The organism is Conexibacter sp. DBS9H8, from assembly GCF_023330685.1.
Lineage (GTDB): Bacteria > Actinomycetota > Thermoleophilia > Solirubrobacterales > Solirubrobacteraceae > Palsa-465.
Genome location: NZ_CP097128.1, coordinates 1,589,540 through 1,605,059, shown reverse-complemented (window position 1 = coordinate 1,605,059; position 15,520 = coordinate 1,589,540). Strand labels below are relative to the sequence as shown.

Sequence of the window (15,520 nt, the reverse complement as noted above, 5' to 3'; positions counted from 1 at the left end):
CGAGTCCGCTGGCAGCTATATTGATCACATACCACCCGGCCCCTTGTGGGCCGGGTTTCTTTTTAGCGTCGCTGGGATCCTCCGAGCCGACGGACCGCAGGCTGACGCATCCGTGGTGAACCATTCGGTCAGCGGGGAGTAGGGCGTAGCAGCGAACCGCGCCGGAGCACTCGCGCGCGCTGCCGTCGAGCTAACGATCGGTTTTCAGGGAAGCGATCGCCCCCACTCCACGCCCGAGACTGGCGTGCGGCGCAAGCTCGCGCGCGCTCGTGATCGCGAGCCCGGCCTACGCGGCCGTGACCGGGCACGGGCGCTCGCCGACCTGTCTCCTCCGCTTGTTAGCCCGACAGCAGTGGTCACGTCGGTAGAAGTGGTGTAACGAGCGCCTGAGGTCGCGGGCCCTGGGAGGGGTTCCGACCACCGTGGTGCTCATGCTCAACGGCTCCGCCAAGAGCAGCAAGAAGGAGTCACCACGATGGTCGAAGTGCAGAGCATGACGGTTGCTGATGTCGTCGCCAGGGCAGCGGACGGATCCCTGGATGAGTTCCTCAAGAACGCGGTCGCGTTCTTTGTCCGCGAGTTGATGGAGGCTGAGATCTGCGCGGAGATCGGCGCGGAGATCGGCGCGGCCCGCGGGCAGGTCGCTCCCGAGAGCCGCGAGACGCACCGGAACGGATATCGGCCCCGGGGGTGGGAGACGCGGGTGGGTGAGATCGAGCTGCTGGTCCCGCGCAAACGCTCGGGGACCGCGTACTTCCCGAGTTTTCTCGAGGCCAGGCGGCCGGCGGAGCAAGCGATCTTCGCCGTCGTGATGGAGGCCTATGTCAACGGCGTGTCGACCCGCAAGGTCGACCGGCTGGTGGAGCAGCTCGGTGTGCACGGGATGACCAAGGACCGCGTCTCAGCGATCTGCCGGGGTCTGGACGAGCGCGTCGAGGCGTTCCGGAATCGGCCGTTGGAGGGCAACTACCCGTATTTGTGGCTGGATGCCAAGCACGTCAAGGTCCGCGACCAGGGCCGGGTGGTGTCCAAGGCCGTCGTGGTCGCCTACGCGGTCCATGAGAGCGGTGTCCGTGAGGTGCTCGGCCTCGATGTCGGCGAGGTCGAGACCGGCAGTTTCTGGGTCGAGTTCCTCCGCGGCTTGAAGCGTCGCGGCCTCGCCGGCGTGAAGTTGTGCATCACCGATCAGCACGAGGGGCTCAAGCAGGCCGTGGCGCGCGTTCTTGGGGTGCCTTGGCAGCGTTGCACCGTCCACTTCGCTCGGGACATGGGCGCCCATGTTCGTCGCGACCAGCGCGGAATGCTCTCAGCCGCGTTGCGCGAGATCTTCCAGGCCGAGCACGGTGACCAGGCCCGCGCTCGGGTCGGCCAGGTGCTCGAGAAGCTCGCCTCAACGGCCCCGAAGGTCTGTGAGCTGCTCGAGGCTGCTGAAGAGGACCTGATCGGCTTCTACGCCTTCCCGAAAGAACACTGGCCGAAAATCCGTTCGACGAACCCGCTGGAGCGGGTCAACAAGGAGATCGGCCGGCGCTCTGACGTCGTCGGGATCTTCCCCAACGACGCTGCAGTGATCCGGCTCTGCGGCGCGTTGCTGCTGGAACAGAATGACGAATGGCTCGTCTCGCGCCGCTACCTCTCCGCCGAGTCGCTCGCGACCGTCCTCGCCAAACCCGAACCGGTCGACCGCACCGTCGAGGAGCTCCCGGTTGCCGCCTGACCCCTCACCCCGGCGCGCCCGCGCGCTCGCGTCCAGGCCAGCCCTCCGGGCTGTCCCGCCCGCCAGCGCGCGGCACAGGAGGTCCTCACTCAGCAGGAGCTGAGACCAGAGAAGTCGCCGAAGAGCGAGTTACGGATGAAAGTCAAACTCTGGGTGGACGATCAAGCTCGAGAGTGAGATTCTCCTCGTCGGTGCGGGTGACTGACTTGGCGAACGGCAGGCTTTAGGAGCTCATGGTCTGCGGCGCTGCCGTGCCCCAAGAGGGCCTCGATGATGCGCGCTCCCGTGTCGCGCCCGCACCACCTTCGCCGGGCCGGTTGGGCTGCCAGTCTTTGACCAATCGTCGATAGGCACTCTCGGCCTGTTCGGTGATCGCGAGCTCATGTGCCTCAAGCGCCGGGTTCTTGCGGATCGGGTTCGGGTTCGGACCGGGTTTGGTGCGCGGCGCGCCGGCTTTGAGCTCAAGCGCCCGATGCTTGCGCCGGACGAGGCTAGGGCGGGCGAAGGCGTAGTCCTCACCCTTGGTCAGCAGATGCCAACAGAGCACCGCGAGCTTGCGGGCGACCGCGACCGTAGCGACGTTCCGGCCACGTCGCGCAGCGGTCCGCTCAGCGAACGCGCGAAGCGGCCCTGGAGACTTGGCCGAGACCCACGCAGCTTCGACCAGCACATGGCGGGCCGCGGCGGACCCTTCCTTCGAAAGCCGTCCGTGATGGGCGGGTCCGTTCCCGGACTGTCGGATCCGTGGGTGCAATCCGAGATAGCCGACGAGCTGCTGAGGTGTCTTGAACCGGTGGATGTCGCCGATCACGGCCATCATCGTCGCGGCGGTCGTGACATCAATGCCGGGGATCGTCATCAACCGCAGCACCTCTGGATTTTGCAACGCGTCCTGGGCGACGAGCTTGTCGATCTGTGCGAGCTCGTCGCCAACGAAGTCGAGCTGACGCAACGCGGCGTCAACCGTGAGCTGCTCATCGATCGGCAGTTCCTGATCCCCGAGCCAGATCCGGCCCTGTTTGCCGAACAGGTCCGAAACCGGCGGGCGAGGCTTCAGATTACGCTGCAGGACCGCCGTGATCTCGTTCTTGATCTGGGTGCGGCGCTTGACCAGCCCCCGCCGGCGCGACACGACCCGACGCATCGCCCGGACCTTGTCATCCCCAACCCAAACCTGCGGGATCAGGTCTGCGGCGAGCAGATCCGCCAGCACGCGCGCGTCGATCTTGTCCGTCTTTACCTTCGCGTGGCTGATCGCGCGAACGTGCCGGGCGTGAGCGATCAACACCTCCTGGCAACGGGGTTCGAGGATCCTCGCGATCGCCAGCGAGTTCCCGGTCGCCTCGAGCACGACCCGGTCATCGGGTCGCAGGCTCATCGCAAGCGCTTTCATGAACCGTCCCGGGTTCTTTGCCGCTTCTATGCGGGGCTGAGCTCGGTGTTGTGTGCTTGGTAGTAGTCGGTCTCGGCTTCGGCGGGGGTCCTCATTCCGAAGGAGCCGTGGAGCCTGCGGTGGTTGTACCAGTCGACCCATGCCGCGGTCGCGAATTCGACGTCAGCGATCGTCCGGTACGGCCCTTGATGGAAGACGGTGGTGCGGATGCATTCGGTCTTGTAGAGGCCGTTGATCGTCTCCATCAGGGCGTTATCGAACGCGTCGCCGACGGTCCCGATCGACGGGGCGATCCCCTCGAGATCGAGGTGGTCGGTGAAGCGAATCGACGTGTATTGAGACCCGGCGTCGGCGTGGGCGATCAGCTCACCGGCGACGACGGGGTGGCCTTGGCGGTCGCGTTCCCAGAGCGCCATCTTGAGCGGGATCATGACCAGGTCGGTGTGTTTGGTGCTCTGGGCGTGCCAGGCGACGATCCGTTGGGAGAAGCAGTCGACGATGAAGGTCACGTACACCCATGCCGGCGACCAGGTCCTCACATAGGTGTAGTCGGTCACCCATACCCGGTTCGGGGCGGGGGCTGAGAAGTTCCGGTTCAACAGATCGCCCGCCCGTCTGCCGTCAGCCGCCGGCACGGTCGTCCGGATGCGCTTGGAGCGGGTGACGCCGGAAAGGCCCAACCAGCGCATCGCCCGGTCCACCGCGCCTCTGGAGACCTCAGCCAGTCCGCGGCGACGCAGCAGCGCAAGCATCTTGCGCCGTCCATAGAGCCCCTCCGGGGTCAGCTGACGACGCTCACGGCCGTCTGGGCCCGTCTGCGTGCTCCAGGCCAGATCACGGATCGCGTCGACGACGATCGCGTCGCTGACCGTCCGCGCGGCGACATGGCCGCTGACCCAGTGCCGATAGGTTCTCGCGGCGATCTGCACACCCTGATCCCTCAGGACCCGGCAGACCGACTCGACCGCGACGCCCTGGGCGCGCTGCTCATCAATGAAGGCGATGATCATCGGTTGCGGGGGTCGAGTTCCCCCACGAAGAAAGTTGTGGCCGCCTTGAGGATCTGCACGTCTTCTCGCAGCTGCTTGTTCTCCGCTTTGAGCCGGCGGATCTCGGCGTGCTCCTCGCTGCTGATCCCAGGTCTGGCTCCGGCGTCGATCTCGGCCTGGGCAACCCAACGACGAACCGACTCACGGCTCGCTCCGACTTGTGCTGCGACCGCTTTGATCGCAGCGAACTGAGTCGGGTATTCAGCCTGGTGCTCACGCACCAGCCTGACTGCACGGTCCCGGACAGCGGGATCGATCTTCTTCGGCATATGTCCTCATCCTTTCACCCACAAAGGACACGGCAAGAAAGCTGGGACGGTTCATTCAACCGATCCGGTGTCGTCGCGACCCGGCCCGCAGACCTGGCGCGGCCGCCATCAGCGACCGCGATCTCACAGAAATCACGGTGCACGTCGAGTCCTATGGATCTGCCCATCACCACCTCCACATCAACGTCGGGGAACAGTGTTGGGAGACGGTGGGTGAGAACGACACTTACGGATTCGCGCTCGCAGCGCACCCGGGCAAGTCGCAGGGGCGGCCAGATACACCAGCGGGCTCGCAGCCCATAAATCGCAGCGGCCTACCCAACCGCGTTCTCCCAGAGCCCCTGGCCCGGAACCCCCGCGAACCTACCGGCGATCGCGGACGTTCAGAGCAACGGCTCGAACGACATTCTCATACCGGTACACCACTACAGACGACTTGACTACAGCAGTTGTCGAGCGCTTCTTTCCCCGTCCGCTTGTCCCGGTCATCGCCTCGACGATCGATTGGCGTGCGGCGTGACCTTTGGCTGGCGACCAAGTCCAGAAGCTGAGCCCCGAGTCACGGTCGCGGCAGCTTCATGAGCCGCGATCGCGATCCTCAAGCTCGGCGAAGACGGCGAGGATGCCGATGAGGCTCGCCATGTGTTCGGTCAACGCGTTCGCAGCATCAGCGGGATCCAGAATCGGCGGATTCGCGCCGGAAACCCGAGGCGACATCGCGGTGTCGGTGCTCTCGAGCACGACCACCCCGCATGCGGGCTGGCCTTGCCGAGGATCGTTCACGCGGCTGGCGATCACTGTCCGAACGGGCATGCGTAGCTCCTCCACGATCTCGCGGGGGAGGTTGCAGTTCATGTGCTGGTGTGTCCATTGTTCGTGATCTTGGTCGCGCGCCACGGTCACGACGACGTGTGATCGGTCACTCTCCCAGGCCTGCCCGAGACAGCCGGTGTCGATCGGATACTCGCGCCGGTCGGCTCCGGTGAACGGCGGGCTCAGCGAATAGCGGGCGACCAGAATGAAGCGATCGCCGCCGGAGGCAAACAGGCTGACGCGTTCGCTGCTTGAGTATCGGAGCGTCTTCGAGATTCGGGCTACTTCGACTCGCGCGAGGCGTTCCAATGCACGCCGCGCCTCCTGAAGACCCGCGTTCGCCTTCCGTCCGGATGCTTCGAGCGCTGGTATCCGGGCTTGTTGGCGCGCTCCAGCGATCTCTCCGGCGAGCGCGACGAGGCCGATCAATATTGCGAGTTCCCAGCGTCGGGGATGCAGAGGCAGGGAGAGCGTGGTGCCCGGGTGCGAGAGGGTCAGAACAGCGAATGCGACTCCGGCGAAGACCACCAGGACCGACGGCCAAAATCGCAAGCCCGCCATGGTCCACCGGACAAGCTTCGATGATGAAGGCTCGGTGTCCGGATCCATGACGGATTGCAAAGTAGCAATCCGTCGGCATAAGTGCAATTCGCCGCTTGTGCGGGTTTAGGCGGCGAGTCCGCCGCCGCTCCGTCGGCGAGCACCACTCATGTTGAATCGCCATCGCATGAGTTGCTCGGAGATGCCCATCCTCGCAGCCGCGTCCGGAATGTCGATTCCGCGACGTGCGCATGCAACGCAGAAGTCATCAAGAACGAGTAGAACGCCACCGAGCCATCTAGCTTCGTCCTCCTGCTCACGATCGAAGCGTGGCGGCACCCCAGCTATGGCTGGATGCGGTTGGTGCAGCAGTATCGCGTGAGCTAGTTCATGGGACAGGTCTGCGCGCTGCCTCGTGATCGCGTGGGCGTCGTTATGAACGACGACGCGTCTCGTCCCGATGAAGGCCAACATTGCTGAGAACGGGCCGCTCGGCGCGTGAAGGGCTTGACTCGACATCGGAGAGAGATTTCCGTAGGAACTGAGCGTCCAGATTGGGATGGCGAGGTGGTCAGCAAGCAACCACGGATCGAGGGGGTCGTGCCTGCCAACGTTGATCTCTGAGCGAACCTCGACGGCAAGTTCGTGCGCCTCCGTCTTGAAGCCTCGTCGCACGATGTGGTCACCTTACGGCTCGCGCCTCAGGCGGACGTAGGTCGCTTTGACTAGTTCTTCGATCGCGGTGGCCGCGTCTGTCGAAAGCTGGGGGTCGCTCCGGAGCAGGATTGAGATTCCCGACAGGGCCGACGGTTGGGAGGGCTCGCTGGGGGATCGAAAGAACCGCTCGGGGTCTAATCCGGCCCATGAGGTGAGGGCAGCGAACGACTCGACGTCCGGGCGTCGCCCTTGCCCGATGCGGGTCAGGGTTGAGGCGCTGACACGAGCTTCACCGGCCACCGCCTTCCAGTGCATCCCACGACTGACGCGCTCAGCATCGAGCGCGGCGAAGAATGCATCGTTGTCGAACACTCGGTCACGTTCGCTGCGGTGGCTCACGGATTCGTCCGGCATCGGATGCTCCTTCGGTGGTGTGGTCTGGCCGGGCCCACGTTACGACGCCGGCCCTTAGCCAAAAATGACAACGGCGCCCGCCCCAGCGCGAGTCGACTGATGGTGCAAGCGAGACTCGTCCATTGTCGATGCGCAATTTCCATGTGGGCCGACGCTTCGGGGATAGGTTGACCGCAATCAGGTGGGCGTGCCCGCATGGACATGCGAGCACCGCCCACTGAGGTGCGTCTGGTGCACCGACGATCGCGATCGCGCGGCGCGGCGGAAGATCGGGCAGTTCGCTGCGCTTCACTGCGATGATTTGTTTGGTGTACCGGGGCGAGGTCCATCCGCGCCGGCGCCACCAGTCGATCATCCGGTCGGTCACGACGGCCACACACGCTGCCCAAGGAAGGCGGTCTGGTCGCCGACCCCCCAGCTGTTGTCATCGCCGCAGATGTGATTAGGGTTCGCAGCGATTTCGCGGCTGGTCATCTTTCTGTCCGCGATTCTGAGGCGAAGCTCTGGTCGAATGTCGTCTGCCCCAAATCCGAAAAGCCGCTCGAGCAGGTCAGCGATCCCCCAGGCAGCGACCATCGTTGTGTAGGCGACCACGGATGGGTCCGGATCGTCCAGTCCGCGGGCATACCCTTCAGCGGCTAGCCGCCGCCGTTCATCGGGTGCGAGGCCTTCGTCGCGAACCCTTTCGGGATCCACGACTCCGCCGCACACTAGGCATCCGGCGCCGGGAGCCACGTATGTCACCCGTCCGGTGATGCTCCGGATGCGGCCGTCTGGCGCGTCAATAACAACGCCGAGATCGATGACGGGGATCAGGTACCAGAACGCGAAACGGGTCAGATTGAAACGCCCCAGATGGTCGTCGGTGCAGCCGAAGATGACGTCACATCCACGCAGCTTTTCGAGCGGCTCGCGGTAGGCGATCCGGCCGTCCCAGCCAGTCACCTGGGTCCCAAGGCCGATTCGGTAGGCGTTGGCCGACGCAACATCTACCTTCGCGCGGCCGACATCACTCAGACCTGAGCCATACACGCGGCTGATGTTCGTCGTGGTGATGCGATCGTCGTCAATCACTACGAGGCTCCGCACCCCGAGCCTCATGAGTTGCTCGGCCACGGCCGAACCTGTGCCGCCGACGCCAACGATCCCGACTCGAAGCTCCGCGAGTGCTTTGTGGCCGTCGGCCCCGAAGGCTCGGACCTGCCGATCGTGGACCGCGGTGCCGCCCGCTTCCGAGGCCGAGGAGTTGAGAGCCTCAAGGATTTGGAGACGCGGGCCAGCGATTCGGATCCTCGTGATGGCGCTCTCCCGATCCGAGTCGTCGACGATGCGGCCGGTGAACGCCGGGCGCGTTGGGTCTCCGCCGATGATCACGCTGCCGTAAAAGCTCTGGCCGGTCCGCACGCGGAAGGGCTTCGCGAGCGCTAGGTCTACCTCGCCGTCGTAGGTCGACGGCGTCGGTGGTCCGCCGGGATGGGTGTGAAAGAAGATGGCACCGAGGCCGGCGTCGGCTGCCTGTTTGAGCGCGGGCACCCATCCTCGGGAAGTGATCTTGAGTCCTAATGGCCCTCGCAGCTCATATTGGCTATCCGGCACCCAGATAACGCGGTTGACGAGGAGCGTGGGTCGGTCCGAGTCGTCTGCGATCCCTGCGAGGAGGACCGCCGCGGTCTCGCGGCTATCTGTGAGCGAGTCGACGAGATCTCCCCAAAGAGTGTGGGGTATGGCAAGCGTGAAGCTATGCGGCATTGGCCGGGCGCTCACGCTCAAGCGTTGCCTTGATAAGCCGAAGATAGCTTCGAAGCTCGTCTACCCCCGGTCTCCATGTCGACATGCCGAAATGTCGTGACCAGCGCTGCCACTGCCGTCCGACGTAGCGCTCGAGCAGGTCGGTTGCAGGGGGTACGACGCCGCCGGCGTATCGTACGGGCGGGTCCATCCAGAACATGTCTGGCGGCACGTCTGGAAACTGCAGCGGGAGCCTCAGGAGCAAGTCTGACCGCTCAGGCTCGTACCCAGCCGGCAGAGCGAACGACTTGATCACAACGCAGATCATGTTGGCCTCGATCACCGCCTCGAAAGCGAAACCCTTGCTTTCCAGGTAGAGGCGGTCGCGGTCGGTCAGGACATCGGACATGCGCCTGGCGTGATGTGACGTGGCGTCGAATAGAAGTGCTCGCCGGGCTTGATTCCGATCGTCTGATCGTCGCCGATCAACTCATCTTCAACGTCCCCATGCTCCTCGAGGTACAGATCCACTTCCGGACCGAGGCCGGCAAGCTGACGGAGCGCGAGGCCGGTGTACGTGGTGTGAGAGACTTGGTACGGCTTTCGATCGATGTGAATGTCGAAGATCTCGTCGGGCTTGGCAGCATCTGACATCGGGAGTTCCTTTCAGGTGGCGAGCAGCAGGCACCAGCAGAATTGCATATCTGCAATCGTCGGTCAAGTATGCAACTATCTTGCTGCTGGGCCTCGCCTCGGCGGATCGGGATCCTCAGGCGGTTCCAGGGATCACGGTGCGATTCAGCCTAGCTACTTGCCCCGGAAATAGTCGGTAGGTCCGTCCGGGGCCTGGGTCATTATTTGGCCTGCAAATCGGGCGATTTGGAGGCTGGGTCATGTTGGTGCTGTCGGGCGGGCAGGCCGAGACGCTGTTTGATTTGGCGTTGCCGGTTGAGGTGATGGACTTGCCGGCGGATCTCGCTGGTATCGACCGGCTGCTGGACGATCCGGCGGTGCTGGCGCCGATCGAAGCGGCCTGGACGGTCACCGCGCGTGATTTCGGGCGGCCGACGATTCCGATGGAGCGGCTTGTCAGGTTGATGGTGATCAAGGCCCGGTCGGGCTGGGGATATGAGACGTTGGTCAGGGAGGTGTCTGACTCCTTGCATCTGCGGCGGTTCTGTCGGATCGCGTTGACCGAACGGGTGCCTGATGAGTCCACCGTCCGCAAGCTGGTCCGCCGCCTTGGTCCGGATGTGATCGAGGAGATCGTGATGGTGCTGATCGGCTCGGTCACCGGCCAAGGCGCGCCAGCGCGCTTCCAGGTGCGCGCCGCCCGGATCGACTCCACGGTTGTTGAGTCTGACGTTCGCTACCCCACCGACATTGAGCTGTGCGAAGACGCGACCAAGATTCTCGCGCGTGAAGCGAAGAGGGTCCGCGGCCTGGCCGGCGACCGCGCTCCCCGCGTCCGTGACCGCTCCCGGTCTGTCACTCAGCGCGTCCGGAAGTTAAACCGGACCCTTGCCGCCCGGACGGGACAGGGCAAAGAGACCGCGGTGAGGCTGACGGGCGAGGCTGGCCAGCTCGCGGCGGTCACAGTTGGTGAAGCTCGCCGGCTCGCGACCCGGTTGCGTGAGCGCGCACGCGGCCGCGGCGCGCAGCGCAAGCTCACAGCCGCCGACCGTCTGGAGGTCTTCATCGAGCGGGCGGCGAAGGTGTGTGATCAGGTTGACCGGCGGATCACGGGCAAGAAGATCACTGACCGGCTCGTGTCGATGAGTGACCCAGACGCCCGGCCGATCCGCAAAGGCAAGCTACGCCAGCCGACGGAGTTCGGGACCGTCTTTCAGATCGCCGAGTTGTGTGAGAACACCCGTCGCGGCGCTCGCGGGTTGATCCTTCCAGCGTCGACGAAGATCGGCTCCCCGAACGAATCAGACCTCCTGCCTCAGACCGGCGCCAAGCTCGACCGGCTCAGTCTCAGGCCACGGGAGCTCGCGTTGGACGGTGGATTCCAGTCAGGCCCCGTCAACCGACATCTCCCAAAGACACAACGCACGTTCATCGCCGGGCACAAGAACGCTGGGAGCCGAAGAACGAACCGGCGCCTTGCGAAGTTCAGGGTCGGGTGCGAAGGGCGGATCAGTCACCTCAAACGCCGCTACGGACTGCGCCGATCCAGACTCAAAGGACATGACGGCGCCCGAACCTGGGCTGGGTGGGCGGTGCTGGCCTACAACCTCGACACCCTCGCCATCCGAGCCGCCTGAGAACCTCCCGGGACGGCGCTCTCCGCCCGAGGCGTCGAACTTGAACGGCCGCGTCTCCGCCCGAGCGCGGCCGTTCCTCATTCTCAGCCATCCCCGTTTATCCGGGGCAAGTAGCTACGCTCGCAGAGACGAGGTCGTTGGCCCAAGGCCATCTGCGGTGGACAGCGAGGTCTGCGAGCACCCGACGCCCGCCACGTCCGTGGCCGTGTCGGCCGGGCTCGCGATCACGTGCGCACGCGAGCTTGCGCCGCACGCCGGTCTCGGGCGTGGAGCGGGGCGATCGCTTCCCCTGAAACCGATCGTCAGCTCGACGGCAACGCGCGCGAGTGCTACGGCGACGAGGGGATGACCCGCATCGGCGTCGCGGGGCGAGCGCGTTGCCGCGAAAGGACTCGCTAACACGATCGTCGTCCGCGCCATCCCTATGGCGACGGAGCAGGCGTAGCGGAACCTGGTTCTCGCGCACCAGAAGTTCTCGTCGGCGACTGAGCCAACCCCGCTCCGAGAACCGGCAGCGCGCCCCACCGCGCTCAACGACATCAAGCCCTACAGATTGCCGAGCAGCAGCTCAGGCGAGCGCTGCCTGGACTGCTTCATCGTCGAGAGCTGCACCAAACGCCGACGGGTGAAACTCGATGACCGTATGGCGCGCCAACTGACGAGCCGCGAACGGATCCTCAGCCACCGCGGCATCGACCTGCGACCGGTCACCGCCCTCAAAGATCACTCCCCCGACCCGCGGCTCACGTCGACCCGAAGCGAGGAAAAGCCCCGACTCATAGTTCTTGCGCAGCCAGCCAGCATGATCATCGAGCGAAGCGTCGATCTCATCCAGGTCGACCAAGTAGTCCAGGATCACGATGAACACACGATCATTATGCGGCACCAGCGACCCACCCCAAGGATCGGCTTCGACACAAGGCGCGACTTCAGTCACGGCGCTCCCCCCTCAGCCGTGATGGCGCCTGGCGATACCAACGACCTGTCGTCAATGACCGGGGACTCATACCGCGCACTTGACGACACCAGGCAACGAGATAACGAAGGAGTAGTTGTGGAACCTTGCGCCGGCCGAGGGCCAGCGCTGCCAGCCCTCGGAGCTGCGCAGCGCCTTGATTGCCTGGCGGCCGTTTTCGCGGTCAGGGGCGCGACGCTCAGCGCGCTACTCATCAGTCAGCCTGAGCGCGCGTCATGACGCACGTCCTTGCGGGGCGGCCGCGGTGTGGGTGCTGTGAAGCATGAGCCCTCCTTGGGGGTTAGCCCGTGCGCAGGGGGCGGGGGGTGTTCCCCGTTCAGGTGCTCGCTCTCGTTCGCGTAGCGGCCACGGACGAACCCCGCCGGGACAATCGTGGGGCGTGACCGGCGGGCGCATGTCATCGGCGACAGGGTATGCAAAGTCAGCCGCGTCCAGATGCAATACAGCCGTGCTGTAGTCCGTTGAGTCCGCCTTGCCGTTCAGTGGCTGCGGGTGCATCAGGGCCATTGCCCGAGCTTTGATCGGACCCGTTCACGGCGATCAGATTCGCATAGGACGGCGTTGGCGGCCTGATCCACCTTGGCGCAGCAACTGCTCGAGAAACCCCTCCGTGAACCGCGGGAGCTCCGAGTCGTTAAGCCCCGGGGTCGGTGTCCATGTGCTTGTTCGCTTGTACGGCCAGAGCCGGTGGGTGTTCGGCGTCTTCATCACGACATCCGTCAACAGGCCGGGGATGTCGGTTCCAAGGAGATGGAACACAACAGGTCCGAACACGACCGTGGAACCCCAAATGTCCCGGGTACCGCGCCCTGGGTCCGGGTCGATGGCCATGTCTGCATCCAGTCCGTACAGATGGCCCAGTGCAGAGGTCTTTATGCCCGTGTAGGCGGTCATCCACACCAGCACATCTAGTGACGGCTCCCGCCGTTGGTAGAGGTGTGCGTACTCGCTCGGTGGGATGACGTATCGCGCTGGCTTCTGCTGATGCTCAACCATCATCGTCGTCTTGAGACCCCAAGCGGCGAGGTCTCGCTGCAGCGCCCTGTGTAGCTCCCGGCCTCGGCCTTCAAAGGCGCCGATGAAGAACGGCTTGACCGTGTTCTCGAGATTTGACATCCAGCCGTTGTTACAGCTGCCGCATACCGTCCCGACTTTCATGTCGAGGCTCCTTTGGAGCCAGGTCCGCTCCTCGTCGTCGCGGCCATCCTGAACCGTCTGCTGAACGTGTGGAACCGGCCGCTTCTCCGAGAGGTAGCTCTGGGACCACTTCGGCCAGATGTGCTCCTTCGTGATGTCCCCGGCGCCGCAGAAAGTGCACGTTCTAGGCATCGCTCGATGTTCCGCCCCTCAGCGGCGGACACGATCTTCATCCGCGCGCTGAGCCGGTTGACGGGGGTCTCCCGGAGGGGCAGTTACGGGAACTTTAGAGATGGCCCAGTGGCAACTTGCGTAGGTAGACGTAGCCGATTGCGTTCAGCCAGCCGAGCCCCGCGTTGACGAGAAGGACGGTTCCGAAGCGTCGTCCCACGCGACTGCGTCATCTGGCCGGCCGACCCGCTGCCAGTGAGCCAGGGCGAGTGATCTGGAGATTTGCGAGGCCCAGGCGCTCCGGCGGCCGCTCTCCCTGGGACGCACCGGCACTCGAGACGTAGCGACCACTACTCAGAGACGTGCTTATGCGGAGCGACGTCGTTTGGCGGTGATGGGCGCGACGAGCAGGCCGGTGGCTCGGTCTTCGCGCTCGATTGCGGTGGCGAGCTGCTCGGCGATTTCGGCGAGGTCTGCGTAGGCGCGTCCGACGGCGCGCATGCTGCGCCCTTCGCTGACTTTGTCGAGTTCATCGACCGCTTCATCGAAGCGTTCCCAGAGATCTTCTGGGCCGCGGCGTCCGCTGCCGGGCCGGAGTTCACACGGCGGTTTGGCGCCGCCGCGGGCGGCCGGCCATTCAAAACCGTCCTGGTGCGCCGCCTCGCAAGCGGCGGCGCGCTGGTTCGCGGCGACGGCGAGCTGGCGCAGGCGCTGTGAGAATCCGGCATCGGGGGGGGCGAGGACGTGGCCACGGAGCGCTTCGCGCCAGAGCTCCCGGGCCTGGTTGAAGGCTTCTTGTGAGTCCATCAGGCGCCGAGCATCCCGTCGGTCGGGTCAGCCGTTGACCGGGCGCCGCGTCGTTGGAGGGGTTTGGGTGGGGCGGTTGAGATGTCCCAGGGACTGTCGCCGTCAATGACGGGTGCGGCGCCGCGGATGCGGTCGATCTCCTGACGCGGGATGAGGAAGCGGTTGCCGATCCTCACCGCATCGACTTGGCCGGCGCGGATCCAGTTGCGGATGGTCTGGCTGGTGGCGCCGAAGGCCTCGGCTGCCTGAGAGACTGTGAGGAGCTCAGACCTGTCCACGACAAGTTGAGTATAGACAAATACGCAAAGTTTGCGCTATCGTTTTGAGATGGCTCTCAGTGGAGGGAGTGGAACGTTGACTCCGGCTGACGGAGAACACGTAGCGAGGGTGATTCCTCTCAGGCGGCGCGGGATCGCGACGCTCGAGCCGCCTATGGCCCGTGAGCCGCTTCAGGCAGAGAACGCCGCCTTTGACCCGGAGCTGGAGCCGACCCGGATCACTCTCCGCAAACGACCGACGCGGCGCCTGATGGCGCCGTTTGCGTTTCTGCTGCCCGGGCGGGTCACGGCGGTCACGCTGAGCGTCGCGGTCCTGAGCGCCGCGGCGCTCGTCGCGACGGCCATCGTCGTGACGGCCCCTTCGGCCAGGCCGGTCAGCCGTCCCGACGCGCTCGCCAGAGCCGAGGGAGGTGCGAGTGTTGAGACAGCGCCCGCAGCCAGACCCGGGGCGGTGAGGATCGAGCGTCACCTCGCGACGGCCGCTGAGCCGGCACGGTCCGGTCGGCGTTCGTCGCGTCACCTCTATCGCTCGAGGGTACGGGCGAGCCACCGCGCGAACCGGGTTGCTGCTGGTCACGCAGACCAGCAGCAGCTGACGCCGCCAAGTGACCCGACGGTCTCTGCGACGCCGCCGGTCACCGACACGCCCACGGTGGCGACGGCGGCGCCGGCCAGCCAGGCCCCGGCGTCAAGCAGTTCGAGTGAGGCGCAGTCTGCGTCGGCGTTCGGGGCGGCGGGGGTGCTTGGACCGGGGAGCTCACCGAATGGTTGACCCGAGCGAGAGGCGAGGTTGCATGTACCGGATCCTGGGGCATCTCAAAGCCAACATGGTGGGCTATGTGGCCCTGTTTGTCGCCCTGGGCGGCACGAGCTATGCGGCGGTGATCCTGCCGGCCGACAGTGTCGGCAGCCGCCAGCTCCGTAACGGGGCGGTCATCAACGCGAAGCTAGCGAACGGGTCGGTCGGGCCGAACAAGTTCGATCCTGCGAGCATCGGCGGGTCGATTCGGGAGTGGGCGTGGATCCGCCAGAACGCGACGGTCGCCTCGGGCAGCCGGGGCGCACGCGTGAAGCTCGCGGGCAATCAGTTCACCGTCAGCTGGGGTACGCGCTTTGGTGCGCGCTGTGCGGTAATCGCGACGCCGGCCTCCGTGGGCGTGCAGCCGCTCGCCTCGAGCATCGGCGTCGGTATCAACGAGCCGTCTTCAAAGCAGGGCAGCACCTCTGTACTGGTCTGGACATATGGCAATGCGGGTCCCATCCCAGCTCCGTTCTACATCGCCGTGGTCTGCTGAACGGCG

General features: G+C 65.2%; 16 protein-coding genes and 1 other annotated feature. Of the genes, 3 read left to right on the top strand and 13 right to left on the bottom strand.

Features of this window, described 5'->3' with window-relative positions; genetic code table 11:
- Positions 1 to 475 precede the first annotated feature (475 nt).
- On the top strand, positions 476 to 1,717 hold the full coding sequence (locus M3M55_RS07605; RefSeq protein ID WP_249012221.1) for an IS256 family transposase: 1,242 nt from the start codon (positions 476 to 478) through the stop codon (positions 1,715 to 1,717).
- 223 nt (positions 1,718 to 1,940) lie between these two features.
- Here M3M55_RS07605 and M3M55_RS07600 read toward each other — a convergent pair whose 3' ends face one another.
- From M3M55_RS07600 to M3M55_RS07570, 9 genes are all read right to left on the bottom strand, one after another.
- Positions 1,941 to 3,110, bottom strand: coding sequence for an IS110 family transposase (locus M3M55_RS07600; RefSeq protein WP_249012220.1), 1,170 nt, complete (start codon positions 3,108 to 3,110; stop codon positions 1,941 to 1,943).
- A gap of 26 nt (positions 3,111 to 3,136) precedes the next feature.
- Positions 3,137 to 4,428, bottom strand: a protein-coding gene (locus tag M3M55_RS07595) for an IS3 family transposase (RefSeq protein ID WP_249012219.1) whose coding sequence is annotated in 2 segments (ribosomal slippage) — positions 3,137 to 4,155 and positions 4,155 to 4,428 — 1,293 coding nt in all. Because the reading frame shifts where the segments join, the coding sequence is not laid out codon by codon here.
- Positions 4,025 to 4,159, bottom strand: a sequence feature (AL1L pseudoknot). It overlaps the preceding gene by 135 nt.
- Positions 4,429 to 5,004: 576 nt before the next feature.
- A complete protein-coding gene (locus M3M55_RS07590) occupies positions 5,005 to 5,850 on the bottom strand; it encodes a hypothetical protein (protein WP_249012218.1) in 846 nt (281 codons plus the stop codon).
- Between the two features lie 57 nt (positions 5,851 to 5,907).
- Complete coding sequence (locus M3M55_RS17595) at positions 5,908 to 6,255, bottom strand: ImmA/IrrE family metallo-endopeptidase (RefSeq protein WP_371878748.1); 348 nt, start codon at positions 6,253 to 6,255, stop codon at positions 5,908 to 5,910.
- 213 nt (positions 6,256 to 6,468) lie between these two features.
- Entirely contained in the window at positions 6,469 to 6,852 is a 384-nt protein-coding gene (locus tag M3M55_RS07585; protein WP_249012217.1) for a helix-turn-helix domain-containing protein, read from the bottom strand.
- Positions 6,815 to 7,207, bottom strand: a complete 393-nt coding sequence (locus M3M55_RS17590; RefSeq protein WP_371878747.1) for a DUF6527 family protein — start codon at positions 7,205 to 7,207, stop codon at positions 6,815 to 6,817. The genes M3M55_RS07585 and M3M55_RS17590 overlap by 38 nt, the downstream gene beginning before the upstream one ends.
- An 8-nt stretch (positions 7,208 to 7,215) precedes the next feature.
- Positions 7,216 to 8,601: a ThiF family adenylyltransferase gene (locus M3M55_RS07580; protein WP_249012216.1), complete on the bottom strand. Its 1,386-nt coding sequence runs from the start codon at positions 8,599 to 8,601 to the stop codon at positions 7,216 to 7,218.
- Positions 8,591 to 8,989, bottom strand: a complete 399-nt coding sequence (locus M3M55_RS07575) for an E2/UBC family protein (RefSeq protein WP_249012215.1) — start codon at positions 8,987 to 8,989, stop codon at positions 8,591 to 8,593. Before M3M55_RS07575 ends, M3M55_RS07580 begins: the two co-directional genes overlap by 11 nt.
- Positions 8,974 to 9,234 carry a multiubiquitin domain-containing protein gene (locus M3M55_RS07570; protein ID WP_249012214.1) on the bottom strand — a complete coding sequence of 87 codons (261 nt, stop codon included), beginning with the start codon at positions 9,232 to 9,234 and terminating at the stop codon, positions 8,974 to 8,976. Before M3M55_RS07570 ends, M3M55_RS07575 begins: the two co-directional genes overlap by 16 nt.
- A gap of 239 nt (positions 9,235 to 9,473) precedes the next feature.
- Between M3M55_RS07570 and M3M55_RS07565 the strand changes: the two genes are divergently transcribed.
- The gene (locus M3M55_RS07565) at positions 9,474 to 10,850 is read left to right on the top strand and encodes a transposase (protein WP_249012213.1); all 1,377 of its coding nucleotides are present in this window, start codon (positions 9,474 to 9,476) and stop codon (positions 10,848 to 10,850) included.
- Positions 10,851 to 11,418: 568 nt separating this feature from the next.
- Here M3M55_RS07565 and M3M55_RS07560 read toward each other — a convergent pair.
- From M3M55_RS07560 to M3M55_RS07545, 4 genes are all read right to left on the bottom strand, one after another.
- Positions 11,419 to 11,718: a YciI family protein gene (locus tag M3M55_RS07560; RefSeq protein ID WP_249012212.1), complete on the bottom strand. Its 300-nt coding sequence runs from the start codon at positions 11,716 to 11,718 to the stop codon at positions 11,419 to 11,421.
- Between the two features lie 648 nt (positions 11,719 to 12,366).
- Positions 12,367 to 13,155 carry a hypothetical protein gene (locus M3M55_RS07555; RefSeq protein WP_249012211.1) on the bottom strand — a complete coding sequence of 263 codons (789 nt, stop codon included), beginning with the start codon at positions 13,153 to 13,155 and terminating at the stop codon, positions 12,367 to 12,369.
- A gap of 345 nt (positions 13,156 to 13,500) precedes the next feature.
- Positions 13,501 to 13,941: a hypothetical protein gene (locus tag M3M55_RS07550; RefSeq protein ID WP_249012210.1), complete on the bottom strand. Its 441-nt coding sequence runs from the start codon at positions 13,939 to 13,941 to the stop codon at positions 13,501 to 13,503.
- Entirely contained in the window at positions 13,941 to 14,219 is a 279-nt protein-coding gene (locus M3M55_RS07545; RefSeq protein WP_249012209.1) for a helix-turn-helix domain-containing protein, read from the bottom strand. Before M3M55_RS07545 ends, M3M55_RS07550 begins: the two co-directional genes overlap by 1 nt.
- A 794-nt stretch (positions 14,220 to 15,013) precedes the next feature.
- On the opposite strand from M3M55_RS07545, the gene M3M55_RS07540 reads away from it, so the two are divergent.
- Positions 15,014 to 15,514, top strand: coding sequence for a hypothetical protein (locus M3M55_RS07540; protein ID WP_249012208.1), 501 nt, complete (start codon positions 15,014 to 15,016; stop codon positions 15,512 to 15,514).
- Positions 15,515 to 15,520 lie beyond the last annotated feature (6 nt).